Genomic DNA, 19,170 nt, shown 5'->3' on the forward strand with positions numbered 1-19,170 from the left:
AATAAGGGGGTTCCGTCTCTTAATATCGAAAAACACGGAAGTATAAAACTTGCTTTTCAGGTTGTTTCACAAGCATTTTCAATTGTGAGACCCTCTCCCGATTATCGATAAGTCCTTCTTTTTCAGAAACCATCGCTTCTGTGCGTTTTTTATTGCCTTCGCCCTTTTCATTTGTTTCGCGGCTAAACGTCTTTCCGACGCATCCTTTGTGCTGTTTTCTCGCTTCATTCCCCATTAGTTTACCTTACCAGATACTTCATTTAACCGTTTGATTTCTGACTATAACTTACTATTTCTAGATTCCGCAAGCTGATCCGCATTCTCTTTCTCTCTTCGCCACACATCCACATTTCCCTTAATTAAGGTGAGCGACTGCTTTTCAATTGCTAACACATGATCGACGAATTGGTTTAAAAAGGATTCATCATGACTAATTACAATAAACCCTTCTTTCATTCTCAAATAATTCCCAATCATGTTACGTCCCTCTTTATCAAGATTATTTGTCGGTTCATCAATTAAAGGAAAAGCATCCTCATTTAAGAATAGCTCTACAAGTAACACTCTCACTTGTTCCCCACCACTTAATTGATGGAACTTTCTTTGACTAATATGAGGTGGTAATCCGATGAGTGATAATTCATAATCAATTCTCCACCGGTCAACATTAGGGTTTTCTTTAAGCAATAACTCTAATACTGTTAAATTCTCCTCTTGTGGTGGAAAGGCAGGGAAATATTTAAATGTCAGTGGCGTTTGAATCGTCCCTCTATATTGAAGTTTATTTGTTAAAATGTTCATAAATGTCGTTTTTCCGCGACCATTACGCCCTAGCAGCGCAAGCTTCCAGTGCTCATCAATACTTACATTCACATCACTAAAAATCCTTTTATCCATTGAATGATACTGAAAAGAAATATTTTTAATTAAAATCGAATGGGTCAATGAAATACCTCCTTTTGATTAACTTAACACAAGTTATCTGAATTTTGTTATATTTTATCTTAATTTCCTCAAATTAGGAATATAAATAGAATGAATCAAGGACATGTTCTTTTCACAATCTATTGAATAAAAAAACCGATTGCCCCATAGAGACAACCGGTAAAAATATTAAACTGCTTGGTGACTTTTCTTAAATTCCTCTTTAATAAAGAGAATACCTAATTCATGATGATCTGTTTTATAAAGTGCCCTTTGCACAAATCGGTTTTCATTATTGGTGTCAATGACTTCAAGTTTGCAATGAGCTGCATTTTTTTGCAATGCTTGATAAAATCCCTTTTCGTCATTCACTTGCAAACCATTCACTTTAAGAACAGTTTCTCCTACTTTTAATCCCATTTTGTCTGCTGGTGAATGAGGAACAACACCAATAATCATTAAACCATCATTCTTTTTAGCAAAGTAAAACGCCGCCTTTGCATCTACAGATCGTTGGCGATAATTTAACCACTCTCTCCCTACTATTGCTAGTACTGGTATCGCTAAGCTTACAATTGGATAAACAAATGCGCCACTGGCAATAATGAGCAGCAATGCACCAAAGAAGATTACTTTTTTTCCATAAGCTGCGACGGCTACAGCCGGAAATTTGCTTTGGATTTGTTGTTGAAAACCAATAGCGAAAGGAACAGCTACTAAAGCATAAGATTGATCTCCAATTGAAAATAATGGCCACCATGTTGAGTCCAAACTAATGGCGTCACCAGGTATTAGTAAAAACAGTGGTAAAAGCCACATTCTTTTTGCTTCATGCATACCCACAACCTGACCACGGCGACTCTTCATTAGTCTTGGAGACGTCCCTTTTGGACCATTGATGGTGATCATTATTCCTTCAGCAATCACAAGCAAGGCAATAATCATTGCGGCAGCTGGCAATAGGTACTCTACGCCTTCCACTTGTGTTGAGATGAAGGCAGGCAGTGGCCAGTTCTGTTCTAATGCAAAGAAGGTAAGAATAAAACCAATACTTACCGTATAAGCCGGTGTCGCCCATCTTGCTTTTGGAGTCAGTATCATGATAATTGTTGCAATAGTTGCAAAAACAAGTAACTCAATAGGAACAGTTAAACCAGCTAGTACGGTAATAAGGGAAAGAGAAATACCGAGAATGAGCCCTAAAGGCAATAATTGCTTCAGCTCAAAATAGGCATTTTCAGCACGGACTAAGAAATGCTGTCTTTCCCTGTTGACTCTTTGTATACCGTAATAAGCAGCTGCTAGAAATACTAAATAAAAGACCGGGTTTAGAAATAACCTTCCTAACCCCTTCAATAACTCTATTGCCCAAGCCTCAGCCAAGCTTCCCACCAACCTCTACCATTAATCTAATCTACTAATCTGACTATATTCTACCAAATATCCCTTTAAAAACATAGCCAACCCATTGTCTTCTTCCTACTTGTAAATACATTTTCTTATAATAGAAGTGATGACAAGGAATAGGTGTCCGATATTCAAAATATAGACAAATAGTGAGAGAAAATCTCTTTCCGCTAGAATTTACTTTCGTATGGGAGAAGGGTTTCTTCTATCGCGCAGTTTCCGAGCTGTTTCTCGTTTCTGTTTTTTAACTTGAAGACACGTTAACGCTATTACCTTTTTATATTTGAGTAACTCGCAATTCCCAAAAAGCGATGATTTTCGCTTTCGTTCATCCACCATATACAGGCACTTCTATATTTGCTACATTTCTCCTATTTTCCCATTTATTCCGGAGCCTTTTCATCAACCTCACATTAAAAAGCCGAACAAACATTGAGTTTGTCCGGCTTTGATATATAGAGTAAACACTATTGGTTTGCCATAATACGCAAGCCTGTTTGTAATTGCATATCATTGTCCTGGTTATTTCTTTGCTTAATGACTTCTTTTTCAAGAGATTCGGCTGTTTTTTCATCAATTTGTCCGTTTGCTGTTAGTCCGGCCGCATGTTGAAACGCTCTAACTGCTGTTGCAGTTGCAGCACTATAATAGCCATCCTCTCGACCAGGTGCATAACCTAAGCTTTTTAATATGAATTGCGCATTCTTCACTTGATTATTATTCATGTCCGTTTTTAACGTTTTCTCCACTTGGATCGGGTGAGTCTCATACAGTTCAGATTGTTTTACTTCATAAGTAGGTGCGACACCTTTTTTATGAATCCAATTTCCGTCAGGTGTAAGCCATTTATATAAGGTCAATTTAATATTACTGCCATCCCCCATTGGAACAGGTTGTTGAACTGTTCCTTTACCAAATGTTTGTGTACCAATTAACGGATAATCACCTGCTTCCTTGAGGGCTGCTGCTAATATTTCTGAGGCAGATGCACTACCCTTATCAATAAGAACGCCGATAGGGTACGATTTCTTCTCTTCTAAAGGAGAGAAATTCATCATTCTTTCACCGTTTCTTTGTTCTATCTGCACATATGGTTTATCCTTCGTAACCAACTCTTCCAATATTTCGTCAACTACTTTTAATAGTCCACCAGGGTTATTTCGTACATCAATTAACAAACTGTCCATTCCCTGTTCTTCTAGGTCCTTGAGAGCAATCTTAAATTCCTTAGCTGTATCTGTTGCAAAAGAAGTAATCTCAACATAGCCAACTTTTTCATTGTCGTGCATTATAACTTCAGAATTGACTGTAATATGAGGTATTTCTGCCCGAACAATTTCTATTTCTAACGGGTTTTGCAAACCTTCTCTCATAATGGTCAATTTGACTTTTGTCCCTTTTTTTCCTTTTATCTTTAAGGTCGCTTGCAATAAATTAAAGCCTTCAACACTCTCATCATCAATCTTGATGATTTGGTCATTTGGTTTCAAACCAGCTTGCTCTGCTGGTGAATTTTTTACTGGAGATACAATAATGATCTTACCATCTACTAAACTAACCTCGGCTCCAATTCCTTCAAATGAAGAATCGAGTGTTTCACTAAATTGTTTTGCTGTACTTTCATCCATATAAACGGAATAATCATCATTTAACGTGGTAAGCATCCCTTGAATCGCGCCTTCTGTTAACTTATGTGCATCAACTTCTTCAACATAATTTTTGTAAATGAGCTGATAAGCCGCGTTCATTTTCTCCAAATCAGATGCAAGCTGTTGACTACCTCCCATTTCTTCTAGCTGTTTTGTTTGCGATATATTTAACTTTAATTGAAAGCCTGCATAGGAACCTATCGCGCCCACAAGTAATGATATGACCATTAATATGACTACTTTCTTTTTGCCCACTTAACCGCCGTCCCTTCTTTAAGCAACTGTGGCTCTTTCATCAATATATGAATGAATAGGACGAGTTATGATTGTGAAATTGTTTAACCATAAAGTTAGCCAAGAAAGCTCGATGTCATATCCTTCCTGTTCTTAAAAAAGGCAACACAAGTCTTTAAATATCCAAAAAAGTGAAAAATGACTCTTTTTCACCTCGATCGAGGTATCAAAAGAGCCATTTTTATGCTAAAATTGTTTTATATATCGTACGATGGGTAAAAGAAAAAAGAGAAGCTTTAAAAGCTCCTCTCTTACAATGGTACAATTCCAACTGGGTTAATTGCGTTGGATTTCGATTGGTTCCAACCACCTTTATGCAATTCAAAGTGTAAATGTTGTCCTGTCGATTGTCCTGTATTACCCATTAAACCAATTTGTTGACCTTGTGAAACCGTTTGGCCATTACTAACAGATCTTGAGCCACTTCTCATATGTGCATAAACCGTTGTATACGTTTGTCCATTAATAGAATGTGCAATAAACACGACTTCACCATAGCTAGATGAATGGTAAGATTGAATGACCACACCATCAGCTGCGGCATAAATAGGCACTGTTCCTGCAGCTGCTAGATCAATTCCAGCATGGTATGAGCCCCATCTTTGTCCTAAACCTGAAGTTAATACACCTGCTGAAGGACGAATCCAATCTCCACTTGACGGAGGTGGTGTTTGTACTTGTTCTTGTCCACCACTAGATTCTGAAGAACTATCGGAACCACTGTTGCCGGAACTGCTAGTTGTACCTGCATTTTGTTTTGCTGATTTGGCTGCTTCAGCTGCTTTTTTTGCTTCCGCCTGTCTTGCGAGTTCGGCTTGTCTCGCTTCTTCAGCTTTTCGTGCTGCTTCAGCTTGACGATCTTTTTCTGCCTGTATTGCTTTTGCAACAGCTTTCTCTTGTGCAGCTAATAATTCTTTTTCTTCTTCACCACTTATTTTTTCAGCGTGATGATGGTCCTCTTCTTCTTTTAAGATTGTAATAAGATTAGCCTTCTCTTTTTTCTGGTTATCAAGATTTGCTTTCATTTTTTCTAATTCTTTACGCATACCTTCAAGCGAAGCTAAATCTTCTTTTACTTTTGCTTGTTTTTGTTCTAGTGATTTCTTATCTTCTTCTTGCTGTCTTACAATCTCTTGGTCAGCTTCAACAATTGTTGCTACTGCACCAACTCGTCCAATAAAATCACTGAAACTTTGTGCGCCAAGTAATACGTCTATGTAATTAACTGTTCCACCTGATTCTTGCATCGAACGTGCTCGGTCTTTTAAAAGTTCATTTCTTTGTTTAATACGTTCTTTTAAATCTTCTATTTCTTGTTCAAGCTTTTTAATTTCTGCTTTCTTTGCTTCAATTTCTTTGTTTTTCTCATCTATTTGCGCTTCTGCATCTGAGATTTCTTTCGTTAGTCTTTCTACAGCAGTCTTAGCATCCTCTTGTTCGCCTACTAATCTTTCAATCTCTTTTTGAGACTTATCAATCTGCGAATCAATATTAGATTGCTCTTTCTTAAGTTCTTCACTTTGACTTTCTAAATCGCCAAGCTTATCGGCAAAAGCATTCGTTGGCAATGTTGCCGTAACCGTTCCAACACTCATCATTGCGGCTAAAGATAATGTAACCATCTTTTTCTTCAATTTCATTTTCCCCTCTCGTATGTTTCTCCCCGTGGCAAATATGTATAAAGAGCTGAAGTCAGCATCTCATGCCAACTCAGCTCAAGCATCCTTATATTTTCAAAAACTTACGAACAGACATTAAACTTCCCCAAACGCCAATAATTGCGCCTAATAGTATGAGAATCGCACCTACTTGATAAACAAATGGTGTTACCTCTAACAGTTGAATAAAATGGCCTTGAAGTTTTGGCGATACGTAATCATAAAAGTAATAATAAGCTGTACCTACAGCGGCGACAGGAATAATCGAACCGAGTAACCCTAGCCATAACCCTTCTAAAAAGAATGGCCAGCGTATAAAGGAATTTGTTGCCCCAACTAATCTCATAATCTCAATTTCGTGACGTCTTGAAACGATAGTGATTTTAATCGTGTTTGAGATTAAGAACATAGCAGTAAATAATAAACCAACAATTAAAATAATGCCTATATTACGGCCAAAGTTAATGGTAGAAAATAAATTCTCAACCGTTCCTTGTCCATAATTCACGTTAGCAGTGAATTCCATTTCATCGATTTCCTCAGCTAATGGAATCGTATCACTTGGTGTTTTTGCTTGCACAACGTAAACATCATTTAATGGGTTGTCCTGTTGGAAAAGCTTAAACGCTTCTCCCTCTTCACCTAAGCTACTAATTAAACTATCTAGTTCTTCATCTTTCCCAGAGAATGTCACAGAATCAACTTTCGGCAGTGCAGCTATCTTCTCTTCTAATGCTGTGGCATCTTCTTCTGTTGCGGTTCGGTCAATATAAACTCGAATCTCAACATCACTTTCAATACTGCTAGCCATATGGTTAAGGTTCATCATAATGGCAAAGAATACACCAACAAGAATCAATGTAACCGTGACGGCACTTGCAGAAGCAAATGTCATCCAACCGTTACGACCTAAGCTTTTGAAACTTTCTCTTATATGCCTTAAAAAAGTATTAGATTTCATATCCGTAATCACCTCTTTGCTCATCACGGACAATTCTGCCACTCTCAATCGCTATGACACGATGCTTAATCGTATTAACGATCGTTTTGTTGTGGGTAGCCATGATAACCGTTGTACCTCTCGTGTTGATTTCCTCAAAGATATTCATGATTTCCCAAGATGTATCAGGGTCTAAGTTTCCTGTTGGTTCATCGGCAATAACCAACTTAGGCTGATTGACAATCGATCGTGCGATGGAAACACGCTGTTGCTCTCCACCTGAAAGCTCATCTGGAAACATGCGCACCTTATGCTTCAAACCAACTAAATCTAATGTATCCATTACTTTTTTCTTTATATTTTTCGGATTCTCTTCAATAACTTCAAGTGTATACGCTACATTTTCATATACATTCAACTTCGGTAGCAACTTAAAGTCCTGGAAGACAACTCCGATATTACGCCTAATGAGTGGAACTTTACTGTTCTTTAATGAACCCATATCTATTCCATTTAAAGTGATTGTACCGCTTGTTGGCTTTTCTTCTCGATACATCATTTTTATAAATGTAGATTTACCTGCACCACTTGGACCAACGATATAGACAAACTCACCTTGGTCGATCTTCACGTCAATGCCATTTGTTGCAGTAACACCATTTTTATATTTTTTATATACATTTTTCATTTCTAACATGTAGATCACCTTATATCCGGAGTTTATTTTTAGTAAAAATTGCGCAAGCCTAACCCAATTATTTTTTATAAAATAATCATCAGTTAAAGTGGGTTTCTTTTCCTTAGGCGGGGCAATTGCGGTGTGTGAATGATAAAGATGCATTTAATCGACATAAACTGACATCTTCTTCTAAAAACCATTGACTCGAGGGATCAAACAACATTTCTTACGTTTACTTCACCCATTATAACATCATATATTGTCAAAATAACGCATAAAATTATTACATTTTCTTTTCAACACAGTAATATTATAGGTAAATATGTCTACTTTTGAGGAATTATAATAGAATTATTTTCCAATATTAGATAATTAGACCTTTCTTTTGTCGCAATTTTCCGTTTAATATTATGTAAGCAGCTCTATTGTTGACTGGATATGCTAGTGACGTTTTTCACCCTAAGGTAATGACACATTTGTCGATTTTTCTTTATTTTTCCCAAAGAAAAAACGCGCTGTGAGTGAGCGCGATTTTTCTCTTTTATTACTTTTTAGCTGCAAGCCATTCAGCAACTGTATTTGCTTCTTCTTCATTCAAGAGTCCGCCAGGCATTGCACCTTTACCGTTGATAATAATATCGTGAATTTCATCAGCAGAGTAGTTAGCACCGATTTTATCTAGCGCAGGTCCAGCGCCCCCTGAAAGATCGCCACCATGACAACTCATACAGTTATTGTCATACAGTTTTTGTGCATCTCCCGCATCTGCTGTTGACTCTTCACCACTCGTATTATCATCTGTTGCAGTGTCTTCACCTGCCTCATCATTGCCACCACATGCAGCGAGTGAAAAAACAAGAGCTGAGCCGAAAAGAATTGATAAAAGCTTTTTCTTCATTACATTTACCTCCCTTTATAGGAAAATTTACAGATTACAGTGAAATTATACCAATATTACGCCCGTTTAAAACCCTCTCCAAGTACCTCTGAAGCATCGCTAACAATGATAAAAGCAGATGGGTCAATTGATTGAACCAGTTGTTTCAATTTCGTGAACTCTGTCTGATCAACCACACACATTAAAACAGGACGTTCATGATCTGTATATCCACCGTATGCTGATAGTTTTGTCACACCTCTATCAATTTTATTCAAAATTCCATCACGAACTTCATCTTGACGGTTAGTAATAATAAGCGCCATTTTTTTCCTACCAAGGCCAACCTGAACTATATCAATGGTTTTACTCGTTACATATAGGCCAATTAATGCATATAAACCTTTTTCAATATCAAACACTACAGCAGCTGCTATCACAATCAATCCATCAATAAGTGCCACACATACACCGAGAGATAATCCGGTATATTTATGAATAATCTGAGCTGCTAAGTCAGTCCCACCTGTAGATGCCTTCCCGCGGAAAGTAATACCTAGACCCAAACCGACACCAATACAACCGAACAAAGAGGCAAGTAACGGATCCATAGTCCAAGGCTCCAAGTCTTTTGTTAAGAAAACGACGAAAGGAAGGAATATGGTTCCTACTAATGTTTTAATACCGAATGATCCACCTAATAATATGACGCCAGCAATAAATAGGGGAATGTTTAGTGCCCACTGCACATAAGCTGGCTCCCATCCTGTAATTGCCTTCAATATTGTACTAATCCCGCTTACTCCCCCTGAGGCCACTTCATTTGGTAGTAAGAATAAGTTAAAACTGATAGCGACAAGTGCCGATCCAATCAATACGAATACGTATTCAACTAGCTTTGAGTTCCCTGATCCTGTCATTCGTTTCTTTTTATTTACTTTTTGAGTATTCATTTACGTAAAATGCCTCCTTAGTGCCAAGTCTTATATGATGTTCATTTGCTAAAGGACACGAGGCAATAAGAAATCGTCTCAATTACGAGTAAATGCACACAATTCAATCTTTTCATCACCTTTGTCTTTTCAGAGAGTGAGTATAGCATGGCTTTTATCCTATGTAAATGACATTCAACTACTGTGTTAAAGGGGTAAATAAACAAAGATATAAATTTTATTATGAGTTGTGGTGGATGGGATTATGCGGGAAGACTATACGTTCTCTATTTAGATTTATTTTAGGGATACATGTGGTGGGTGTAAGGAGAGGCTTACTTTAAAGGGAGCTGCTTGGTTTCAGCTAGTTGTATTTTTTGATTTTTTGTAGCCATGAATAGCCGGATAATTCTAATTCGTATAGAAACTCAATCCTTTTTCCATTGTGGAATCTTCTTGACTGGATGCGCTAATTGTTCTTCCTCAACATAGATGTGAAAACCTTTCAAGGGATACGGTAGCTGTGCTTCCACTTCTGATTTCATTTTGAGTGACTTGCTATTTCAGTTTGTGAAGCTCTCATTTTCGGTTTTCTTTCTGAGGGACTTGCTATTCCTGTTTGCGAACCTCTCATTTTCGGTTCTCTTTCTGAGTGACTCACAATACCAGTTTGTGAAGCTCTCATTTCCAATTTTCCTGCTGAGTGACTTACTAATCCAGTTTGCGAAGCTCTCATTTTCGGTTCTCTTGCTGAGTGACTTGCTATTTCTGTTTGCGAACCTCTCATTTTCGGTTCTCTTTCTGAGTGACTTGCTATTCCTGTTTGTGAAGCTCTCAGCTTCGGTTCTCTTTCTGAGTGACTTGCTATTTCTGTTTGTGAGGCTCTCAGCTTCGGTTCTCTTTCTGAGTGACTCACTAATCCAGTTTGTGAAGCTCTCATTTCTAATTTTCCTGCTGAGTGACTTACTAATCCAGTTTGCGAAGCTCTCATTTTCAGTTCTCTTTCTGAGTGACTTGCTATTTCTGTTTGCGAAGCTCTCATTTTCGGTTCTCTTTCTGAGTGACTTGCTATTCCTGTTTGTGAAGCTCTCATTTTCGGTTCTCTTACTGAGTGACTTGCTATTTCTGTTTGCGAACCTCTCATTTTCGGTTCTCTTTCTGAGTGACTTGCTATTCCAGTTTGCGAAGCTCTCAGCTTCCGTTTTCTTTCTGAGTGACTTGCTATTCCAGTTTGTGAAGCTCTCAGCTTCGGTTTTCTTCCTGAGTGACTTGCTATTCCAGTTTGTGAAGCTCTCAGCTTCGGTTTTCTTTCTGAGTGACTTGCTATTCCAGTTTGTAAAGCTCTCAGCTTCCGTTTTCTTTCTGAGCGACTTGCTATTCCAGTTTGTGAAGCTCTCAGCTTCGGTTTTCTTCCTGAGTGACTTGCTATTCCAGTTTGTGAAGCTCTCAGCTTCGGTTTTCTTTCTGAGTGACTTGCTATTCCAGTTTGTGAAGCTCTCAGCTTCCGTTTTCTTTCTGAGCGACTTGCTATTCCCGTTTGTGAAGCTCTCAGCTTCCGTTTTCTTTCTGAGCGACTTGCTAATTCAGTTTGTGAAGCTCTCATTTTCGCTTCTCTTTCTGAGTGACTTGCTATTCCAGCTTGTGAAGCTCTCATTTTCGGTTCTCTTTCTGAGTGACTCACTAATCCAATTTGCGAAGCCCTCATTTCCATTTTTCCTGCTGAGTAACTCACAATTCCAATTTGCGAAGCTCTCATTCCCAATTTTCCTGCTGAGCGGCTCACTAATCCACTTTACAAAGCTCTCATTCTCATTCCCCTTCTTCTTTCCAAGTGACTCGCAAACCCCGCTTCACATAGCGTTCATCCCCCCTCACTTCTGCCCCACTTACCAAACCTCGTTTCCAACTTAAAACTATCACCAATATAAGAAAAGCAACGTCCTCCATTGCGGACGCTGCTTTCCTTCTTATTCACCTAAGCTCAATTTAGAACGTAGGTAAGCGTTGATGAAGATGTCTAGGTCTCCGTCCATGACGCCTTGTACATTGCCTGATTCGGTGTTTGTACGGTGGTCTTTGACCATAGAGTATGGGTGGAAAACGTAGGAACGAATTTGGCTTCCCCAACCAATTTCTTTTTGTTCTCCACGGATCTCTAGTAATTCTTGCTCTTGTTCTTCGATTTTCTTTTGGTAAAGTTTCGCTTTCAGCATTTTCATTGCTTGTTCGCGGTTTTTAATTTGGGAACGTTCTGATTGGCATGTAACAACGACATTTGTCGGTAAATGCGTAATCCTTACCGCTGAATCCGTTGTATTGATATGCTGTCCACCTGCTCCACTGGCACGGTACGTATCAATTTTCAAATCCTCTGTCCGGATATCAATTTCAATTTCATCGTTAAATTCTGGCATTACTTCACAAGATACGAAGGAAGTATGGCGACGGCCAGAAGAATCGAATGGCGAAATTCGTACGAGTCGATGAACGCCTTTCTCCGCTTTTAAATAGCCGTATGCATTATGTCCTTTAATAGACAATGTTACGCTCTTAATTCCCGCTTCGTCACCTGGCAGGTAATCTAATGTTTCTACTTTAAATCCTTTTTTCTCTGCCCAACGAGTGTACATACGTAATAACATCGAACCCCAGTCCTGAGACTCTGTACCACCAGCACCTGGATGAAGTTCTAAAATCGCGTTATTTTTATCGTATTCTTCACTTAAAAGCAATTGCAGCTCAAAATCAGCTAAACGCTTAGATAAAGCGACGATCTCCGTTTCAAGCTCTTCTTGTAGCTCTGCATCTGCTTCTTCTTTTACTAATTCATATGTTAATTCGAGATTCTCGAACGTCTCATTTAAATCATTGAACTCATTGACTTGTTCTTTTAATGCATTGGACTCATTGATCACTACTTGTGCGGCTTGTTGATCATCCCAAAAACTAGGATGAAGCATCTCGTTATCAAGTTCTGCAATACGTGCCTCTTTGTTTTCTAAGTCAAAGAGACCCCCTAAAGTCCGCTAAAATTTTAGCTGTTTTCTCTAACTCATGACGAATCTCTGCTAATTCCATCTTGGTCACCTCTACACATATTTTTAACCTTTATATTATATAACTTCTCCAGGCAAAGTGAAACACTTCGTGTAAAAAGCCGGCAGCGACCCTTATAAACAGGTTTTTGCCGGCTCTTATTCAGATATTGTTAACCTTTTGCACCACAGCAGTTTTTATATTTTTTTCCACTGCCGCAAATACATGGATCATTACGACCAACATCCATTTGTTTGACAACAGGCTTTTTCTTCTTCTGTTTACCGTCTTCACTTTCTTTCGGGTTGACAGCTTGGCCTTTTGCTACTTCTTGACGTTGAAGATTGTCACGAATTTCTGCTTTCATCACATATTTCGCTACATCTTCTTCAATAGCAGCAATCATCATTTCAAACATGTGGAATCCTTCTTTTTGATATTCGCGCAGTGGATCAATTTGTCCATACGCACGCAGGTGAATCCCTTGACGAAGTTGATCCATGGCATCAATATGATCAATCCATTTTGTATCAACAGCACGAAGCATAATTACTTTTTCGAATTCGCGCATTTGTTCACTTTGCATTTTTTCTTCTTTTTCATTATAGAAGGCAATGATTTTATCCCAAATATGATCGATTACTTCATCCGCTTCTTTTCTGCGAATATCTTCCACCGTAACCGTTCCTTCTGGAAGAAGATTTCCTTTAACGTAATCAATTAATCCTTCATAGTTCCATTCATCGTCACCATCTTCTTCTGTTTGTGAAGCAAAAGCGTGGACGTTCCGTGTTAAGACACTATGAACCATACGCTCGACAATTTCTCTTAAGTTCTCTGAATCAAGCACTTCATTTCTTTGTGTATAAATAATCTCACGTTGCTGACGCAAAACATCATCATATGAAAGCAATTGTTTACGTGCGTCGAAGTTATTTCCTTCTACACGTTTTTGGGCGGATTCAACTGCACGTGAAACCATTTTACTTTGAATCGGTTGCGAATCATCCATGCCGAGCTTCGACATCATGTTTTTCATATTATCCGAGCCAAAACGACGCATTAATTCATCTTCCATTGATAAATAGAACTGGGTGACACCAGGATCACCTTGACGACCAGAACGACCACGGAGCTGGTTATCAATTCGACGACTTTCATGTCGCTCTGTACCGATAACAGCTAAGCCGCCAACTTCTTTGACACCTTCACCAAGTTTGATATCAGTACCACGACCAGCCATATTTGTAGCAATCGTAACGGCGCCAGACTTACCAGCATCTAAAATAATATCTGCTTCACGACCATGGTTTTTCGCATTCAAGACATTATGCGGAATCCCTTTTTTCGTTAAGTATTTTGAGATAATTTCAGACGTTTCAATGGCAACTGTACCAACAAGGACTGGTTGCCCATTTTTATGGCGTTCTGCTATGTCTTCCACTAAAGCACGATATTTTCCATCCACCGTTGCATAAATTAAATCAGAACGATCATCACGTGCAACAGGACGGTTTGTCGGAATTGCAATGACATTCATATTGTAAATGTTACGGAATTCCTCTTCTTCTGTTTTTGCTGTACCTGTCATACCTGATAATTTCTCATACATACGGAAGTAGTTCTGGAATGTAATGGAAGCAAGGGTCATACTTTCATTCTGAATTTCTAAGCCTTCCTTCGCTTCAATTGATTGGTGAAGACCATCACTATAACGACGACCTTTCATGAGACGGCCAGTGAATTGGTCGACAATCACAATTTCGCCTTCTTGTACAACGTAGTCCACATCTTTATGCATACTTGTGTGTGCCTTTAGCGCTTGCGTAATATGGTGATTCAAAGAAACATGAGAAACATCAAACAAATTTTCAATGCCAAAAGCTTTCTCGGCCTTTGTCATCCCTTCTTCCGTTAATTGCACACCTTTTGTTTTTTCATCGTAAGTGAAGTCTTCCTCTACCTTTAAGCGGCTAACAAAGGCATTCGCTTGTAAATAAAGTTTCGTTGATTTTTGTGCGGATCCAGAAATAATTAATGGTGTACGCGCTTCATCAATTAAAATCGAGTCAACCTCATCAATAACTGCAAAATTTAACGGCCGTTGCACTTTTTGCTCTTTATAAAGCACCATATTGTCTCGTAAATAATCAAAACCTAATTCATTGTTTGTACTATAAGTAATATCAGCTGCATAGGCTGCTTGTTTTTCCTCTTTAGACATACCATTTAAGTTCAAACCAACAGTTAGTCCAAGGAAATCATATAGTTGTCCCATTTCAGTAGCATCACGAGTCACTAAGTATTCATTGACTGTTACAACATGTACACCTTTTCCTGAAATCGCATTTAAATAAACCGGCATCGTCGAAGTTAAAGTTTTACCTTCACCGGTTTTCATTTCAGATATATTGCCATCATGAAGTGCTGCCCCACCCATTAACTGTACGGGATAAGGATATAAGCCAAACACACGTCTTGACGCTTCTCTTACCACAGCAAATGCTTCTACTAGTAAATCATCAAGCGATTCACCTTTTTGATGACGCTCTTTGAACTCACCCGTTTTCGCTTTTAAGTGTTCATCACTCAGCGCTTCCATCTTCGAAGCTAATGCTTCTATTTGTTCCGCCGTTTTCGTTAGGCGTTTTAATTCACGTTTATTCACATCAAAAACCTTATTTAAAATCCCAAGCATACAAACGCTCCTTTATCTATTGGAGATGTCTATTTAATGTGTCATCCTGAAACAATGATATATGGTATTAATGATACCACTTCGCATGGGTAGAGACAACTTTTGTCAGGTGTGAGGGTGTAATTTTTGTCATATAGGGCGGCGAAATAATAAAGAAAGAAGCTAGATTCATTACTAGCTTCTCTCCCATTTAAATATCTTGCTTTGTTTTATTAAAAATATCGTCAATAAATGCAGCTACTTGGCTCTGAATATCCCTATAGTAAGTGGATACGCGGCCAGCTGTTAGCCCGTATTTTTCCCCAAGCTCTTTTTGTGTCATACTTGATTCGACACCTGACTGTTCATAAACAAAATAACGTAGTGCAGCAATATAATTTTCTGCTTTTTGAATACGTTTATTCGTTTGTTTAATGTATTCTACCCACACACCTACACCGAAGTTAATGACCCATTGCGATTCTCCCGCTGTAGTCATATCTTTTTCAAATTGCTCTGCCACTTGTTTAGCCCCTTCGGTTGGCCATTCATAAGCATCCATATCTACACTTGCTGCTGCCTCTGGAAGGCGATGCATGAGCTCCAAGAAATGATCTTCGAGATATTGGATAGCATGATTATTTCCGATCGCTGCAAAATCATCTTTTAGATAACCTTCATAATCTGCTGCTTTTCCTTCTGATACTTCGAATAGGCAAGGGAAAGCGGTATATTTGTCCTCATATGGGAATAATACACCGAAAGCAAACCAACCTTCAGAAAAATCATTCATTGCTTCATCTAATACGACTGTATACGATTCATTTGTCAGTGTATCTACAAAATGTAGGTCTCTATCATCAAGTCCAATCACTTTCCCAGCTACCGGGATCGCCACTTTCCAAGATTGTAGAATTTCATGTAATCTTGGTCTTAAGACAGCTGATTCTTTATGTTCAATAAACTTATGAAGAATCGTTTCACCGTCTTCAACCGTTTTAAACGGAATATACCAGAAAGGCATCATAAATTCGAAAAATTCCGCGTCATCTTTATCGGTATCTTCCAATTTTTCCATTAGTTGTTGATACTCACTTCTAATGGCGTTACCATATCTTTGATACGCAAAAATACGTAATTCTTTTTGTAACTCGCTCACTTCATTATCAATGAGTTCTGTAATAGTAATTGTTTCCTTTTTCGCACAGCATTTTTTGTATTTTTTTCCACTGCCACAAGGACAAGGGTCATTTCGATTAATTTTCACAGCTGTTTGCATATTTCATTCTCCTCTCATCACCTAGGAACAGCTTGTTCTATTATATATGATTAGTTATCTACTTTCGTTGATCGCGGATATACCAACTCAACTAAAAGCCGACTCACAATAAGTGCCCCCGGCTAACCTACAAAATTATCGCTATTCTATACTAACATTAATCTAGGGCTAAGGTCATTTAATAGAAAATTAGAAAAGATGGAATGATTCAGTATAATTCAACTGATAGAGTAAAGGATATCTTCTAAAGAGTAGGGGTAATGAACATAAACAGCATTTAGATTGTCAATAATCATCTCAACAGGTATGATGAGGGAAATAACAGACAACACTCGGAAAGGAAGAGGAAGATGAAGAAATTCTTTAAACGTGTTGGGTTTGTCCTAACCTTCTGGAGATTCATTCCTTTTTTCTTTGAATACTTAGCAGCTAAAGATATTCCTTTATGGAAGAAACTACTTCCTGTAGGCGTATCGATTGCCTATATTCTCATTCCAATAGATCTCATTCCAGACTTTCTTTATATCATCGGTATCACAGATGATGTACTCTTCACAACCTTTATCCTCCAAAGCATGGTTAAATATGCACCGGACCGGTTGAAACTGAAGTACTCGAAGCTCTTGGATGACAACCAGAAACCCGTGAAGAAATAAATGCTTATATGTGGATTGCCCTCTGTTCTTGTTGAGGGCTTTTTTTGCGTTTAATTAAGACAATGAATCAATGTAAGCTATTGAAGCAAAAATCTTGTTTACTCAAGGCTGTCGGTAAGAAGTGAAGTCGAAGTGACTTTTGAAAGAATATTCCTTTCGTAATCTCCTATGAAGGGGAATCTAAAGAAACTTATGCCTGTTGATTTTCCCAGGCAGATAAAGGCTATGGTAGAGGGTACTTATTAACACTATTTTCGGATTATCTAAAGTATGAAGTTAAGAGAGAGCTTAAATGCTTCTCTTTTTTTTACGAAATAGAAGGTGTAAATCTGTTTTAGTAGAAATATAGAAATAAAGTTTGATACAAGGTATACAAATAAATATTCTGTGGTAAAAAAATGAGACGATGAGGTGCTAAAAATGATTGTAGCAGTAAACCCTTATGTAGTAACAAACGGAAATGGAAAAGAAGCAGTGCAATTTTATGTTGATGTCTTTAACGCAGAGCTTATTTCGTTGCAAACATTTGGAGAGATGCCAGAGGATCCGGATCACCCACTTCCAAGTGAAGCACAGGACCGTGTATTGAATGCTCAATTTAAAGTAGGCAATACCACTATGATGCTTTCCGATAATTTTCCTGGAGCTCCTTATACGATTGGAAATCAAGTAACCATTGCCATTCAAATCGATTCAGTGGATTCATCAAAACAAATATTTGAGAAATTGTCTAAAGAGGGGAAAGTTACAATGCCTCTACAAGAAACGTTTTGGAGCCCATCATATGGACAAGTAACTGATAAATATGGAGTAGAGTGGCAAGTTTCAGCTCTTCCGCAAGACTAATGTAAATCAGCCCTTTCTTCTACTTTAGAAGGGGCTTTTGTTTATTCAGCTTTTTGATCATGTATCCTAAAATAAGCGATATTTAGCAAAGGTTGTGAGCGATACAACAAACGTCGAAATTTTACTGTGGGGGCACAAATAAAAGAAGCACCAGAAAAAATTCGATTCGGCAAATGAATAATTCCCGGTGGCCCCTACAAAACTTAAAAAAGCGCAATCTCCTACCTGGAATTGCGCATACCTGTTATAAAACTACTGGTTCTCTTCTATTATTACTTACCTTCATATCTGCTAAAAGATTTTCTACCAAATTAACATCTCTCACTCTTTCCCCACTCTTATCAAATACCAAGACATCTTCTTTTGAAAATGCGATTAGGGATTCTTTAGTAGGTGTTTGCCAAGTGGACTCACCTTTTACAAAAACTTTCCCCCAATCCGTTGTAAGACAATAGATAGATTCTCCACCTAAATGTTCAGTAGAAACAACGGCACCTGTTAATACATAATCAGCATTCACATTAAGGTCATCTTCCTTCATACTCATATTTTCTGGTCGGATACCGATGGAATAATCACCATAAGACAATATATTTGTGGGGGGTGAGCCGATAAATTGTGCTACGAATAGATTGGCTGGATTTGTATAGATCTCCTTCGGTGTCCCTTTTTGCATGATATGACCATTGTTCATAATAATGATATATGACCCCATTGACATCGCTTCAATTTGGTCATGTGTGACATAAAGAAAGGTAGTTTGTAATTCTTTTTGTAATTCAATAAGTTCTTGTCTCATTTGATTCCTCAGTTTTGCATCCAAGTTGGACAAAGGCTCGTCCATTAGAAACGCGTGCGGCCTTTTAACAATAGCCCTCGCTAACGCCACCCTTTGCCTTTGCCCCCCTGATAACTCACCTGGACGCTTATTAGCGTGTTCTGTTAACTCCACCATCTCAATCACTTTATTTACCATGATCAGACGTTTGTTTTTCTCTATTTTTTTTATTTTTAATCCGTATTCAATGTTCTTAAATACTGTCATATGCGGATACAATGCATAATTTTGAAAAACCATGCCGATATCACGGTCTTTAGGCTCGCTATAGGTAATATCTTGGTCATTAATAAAAATAGACCCACTTGTCGGTTCTTCTAAACCAGCAATCATACGCAATAGCGTTGACTTACCGCATCCTGAAGGACCTAGTAAAATGGCAAAGGATCCATCTGGTATATCAACATCGATTCCTTTTAGTATTTCTTTTTGACCGAAAGATTTCTTCATTTGTTCAACTTTAATACTCCCCATAATT

16 protein-coding genes are annotated in these 19,170 nt (G+C 38.1%); 2 read left to right on the forward strand and 14 right to left on the reverse strand.

The features are described from left to right. Positions 1 to 19: 19 nt before the first annotated feature. From MKX78_RS20705 to MKX78_RS20765, 13 genes are all read right to left on the reverse strand, one after another. Entirely contained in the window at positions 20 to 235 is a 216-nt protein-coding gene (locus MKX78_RS20705) for a hypothetical protein (RefSeq protein ID WP_307318899.1), read from the reverse strand. A 44-nt stretch (positions 236 to 279) separates the two neighbouring features. Next, entirely contained in the window at positions 280 to 945 is a 666-nt protein-coding gene (locus tag MKX78_RS20710; protein ID WP_307318902.1) for an ATP-binding cassette domain-containing protein, read from the reverse strand. A 168-nt stretch (positions 946 to 1,113) separates the two neighbouring features. Then, positions 1,114 to 2,316 (reverse strand): PDZ domain-containing protein, encoded by a 1,203-nt coding sequence (locus MKX78_RS20715; protein ID WP_370873422.1) that lies wholly within the window; start codon positions 2,314 to 2,316, stop codon positions 1,114 to 1,116. A 482-nt stretch (positions 2,317 to 2,798) separates the two neighbouring features. Then, positions 2,799 to 4,235 (reverse strand): S41 family peptidase, encoded by a 1,437-nt coding sequence (locus MKX78_RS20720; protein ID WP_307318907.1) that lies wholly within the window; start codon positions 4,233 to 4,235, stop codon positions 2,799 to 2,801. A gap of 290 nt (positions 4,236 to 4,525) precedes the next feature. Next, positions 4,526 to 5,908, reverse strand: a complete 1,383-nt coding sequence (locus MKX78_RS20725; protein WP_307318912.1) for a murein hydrolase activator EnvC family protein — start codon at positions 5,906 to 5,908, stop codon at positions 4,526 to 4,528. A gap of 91 nt (positions 5,909 to 5,999) precedes the next feature. Further along, on the reverse strand, positions 6,000 to 6,893 hold the full coding sequence (gene ftsX / locus MKX78_RS20730) for a permease-like cell division protein FtsX (RefSeq protein WP_095371855.1): 894 nt from the start codon (positions 6,891 to 6,893) through the stop codon (positions 6,000 to 6,002). Further along, on the reverse strand, positions 6,883 to 7,569 hold the full coding sequence (ftsE, locus tag MKX78_RS20735) for a cell division ATP-binding protein FtsE (protein WP_095371854.1): 687 nt from the start codon (positions 7,567 to 7,569) through the stop codon (positions 6,883 to 6,885). The genes ftsX and ftsE overlap by 11 nt, the downstream gene beginning before the upstream one ends. A 526-nt stretch (positions 7,570 to 8,095) precedes the next feature. After that, positions 8,096 to 8,449: a cytochrome c551 gene (gene cccB, locus MKX78_RS20740; protein ID WP_095371853.1), complete on the reverse strand. Its 354-nt coding sequence runs from the start codon at positions 8,447 to 8,449 to the stop codon at positions 8,096 to 8,098. Between the two features lie 56 nt (positions 8,450 to 8,505). After that, on the reverse strand, positions 8,506 to 9,348 hold the full coding sequence (locus MKX78_RS20745) for a YitT family protein (protein WP_370873423.1): 843 nt from the start codon (positions 9,346 to 9,348) through the stop codon (positions 8,506 to 8,508). Positions 9,349 to 9,901: 553 nt separating this feature from the next. After that, a complete protein-coding gene (locus MKX78_RS20750) occupies positions 9,902 to 11,116 on the reverse strand; it encodes a hypothetical protein (RefSeq protein ID WP_341052186.1) in 1,215 nt (404 codons plus the stop codon). 211 nt (positions 11,117 to 11,327) lie between these two features. Then, positions 11,328 to 12,438 (reverse strand): peptide chain release factor 2 gene (gene prfB, locus MKX78_RS20755; RefSeq protein ID WP_157733891.1). Its coding sequence is split into 2 segments (ribosomal slippage): positions 11,328 to 12,365 and positions 12,367 to 12,438, totalling 1,110 coding nucleotides; the frame shifts between segments, so codons are not numbered across the junction. 130 nt (positions 12,439 to 12,568) lie between these two features. Next, positions 12,569 to 15,094 (reverse strand): preprotein translocase subunit SecA, encoded by a 2,526-nt coding sequence (gene secA / locus MKX78_RS20760; RefSeq protein WP_307319552.1) that lies wholly within the window; start codon positions 15,092 to 15,094, stop codon positions 12,569 to 12,571. A gap of 190 nt (positions 15,095 to 15,284) precedes the next feature. After that, entirely contained in the window at positions 15,285 to 16,352 is a 1,068-nt protein-coding gene (locus tag MKX78_RS20765; protein ID WP_307319554.1) for a YecA family protein, read from the reverse strand. A 350-nt stretch (positions 16,353 to 16,702) separates the two neighbouring features. On the opposite strand from MKX78_RS20765, the gene MKX78_RS20770 reads away from it, so the two are divergent. Both MKX78_RS20770 and MKX78_RS20775 read left to right on the forward strand, forming a co-directional pair. After that, on the forward strand, positions 16,703 to 17,008 hold the full coding sequence (locus MKX78_RS20770; protein ID WP_095371847.1) for a YkvA family protein: 306 nt from the start codon (positions 16,703 to 16,705) through the stop codon (positions 17,006 to 17,008). 420 nt (positions 17,009 to 17,428) lie between these two features. Next, a complete protein-coding gene (locus tag MKX78_RS20775; RefSeq protein ID WP_095371846.1) occupies positions 17,429 to 17,854 on the forward strand; it encodes a VOC family protein in 426 nt (141 codons plus the stop codon). A 244-nt stretch (positions 17,855 to 18,098) separates the two neighbouring features. Here MKX78_RS20775 and MKX78_RS20780 read toward each other — a convergent pair whose 3' ends face one another. After that, positions 18,099 to 19,166, reverse strand: coding sequence for an ABC transporter ATP-binding protein (locus MKX78_RS20780; protein ID WP_095371845.1), 1,068 nt, complete (start codon positions 19,164 to 19,166; stop codon positions 18,099 to 18,101). Between the last annotated feature and the right edge of the window lie 4 nt (positions 19,167 to 19,170).

This window comes from Cytobacillus sp. FSL R5-0569, assembly GCF_038007265.1.
Lineage (GTDB): Bacteria > Bacillota > Bacilli > Bacillales > Cytobacillaceae > Cytobacillus > Cytobacillus kochii.

Excerpts from the sequence above, each read along its gene's own strand:
- MKX78_RS20770 (WP_095371847.1), top strand. The coding sequence starts at position 16,703 with ATGAAGAAATTCTTTAAACGTGTTGGGTTTGTCCTAACCTTCTGGAGA.
- MKX78_RS20780 (WP_095371845.1), bottom strand. The coding sequence starts at position 19,166 with ATGGGGAGTATTAAAGTTGAACAAATGAAGAAATCTTTCGGTCAAAAA.
- MKX78_RS20750 (WP_341052186.1), bottom strand. The coding sequence starts at position 11,116 with ATGAGAGCTTCGCAAATTGGAATTGTGAGTTACTCAGCAGGAAAAATG.
- ftsE (WP_095371854.1), bottom strand. The coding sequence starts at position 7,569 with ATGTTAGAAATGAAAAATGTATATAAAAAATATAAAAATGGTGTTACT.
- ftsX (WP_095371855.1), bottom strand. The coding sequence starts at position 6,893 with ATGAAATCTAATACTTTTTTAAGGCATATAAGAGAAAGTTTCAAAAGC.
- cccB (WP_095371853.1), bottom strand. The coding sequence starts at position 8,449 with ATGAAGAAAAAGCTTTTATCAATTCTTTTCGGCTCAGCTCTTGTTTTT.
- MKX78_RS20765 (WP_307319554.1), bottom strand. The coding sequence starts at position 16,352 with ATGCAAACAGCTGTGAAAATTAATCGAAATGACCCTTGTCCTTGTGGC.
- MKX78_RS20745 (WP_370873423.1), bottom strand. The coding sequence starts at position 9,348 with ATGACAGGATCAGGGAACTCAAAGCTAGTTGAATACGTATTCGTATTG.
- secA (WP_307319552.1), bottom strand. The coding sequence starts at position 15,094 with ATGCTTGGGATTTTAAATAAGGTTTTTGATGTGAATAAACGTGAATTA.
- MKX78_RS20775 (WP_095371846.1), top strand. The coding sequence starts at position 17,429 with ATGATTGTAGCAGTAAACCCTTATGTAGTAACAAACGGAAATGGAAAA.
- MKX78_RS20705 (WP_307318899.1), bottom strand. The coding sequence starts at position 235 with ATGGGGAATGAAGCGAGAAAACAGCACAAAGGATGCGTCGGAAAGACG.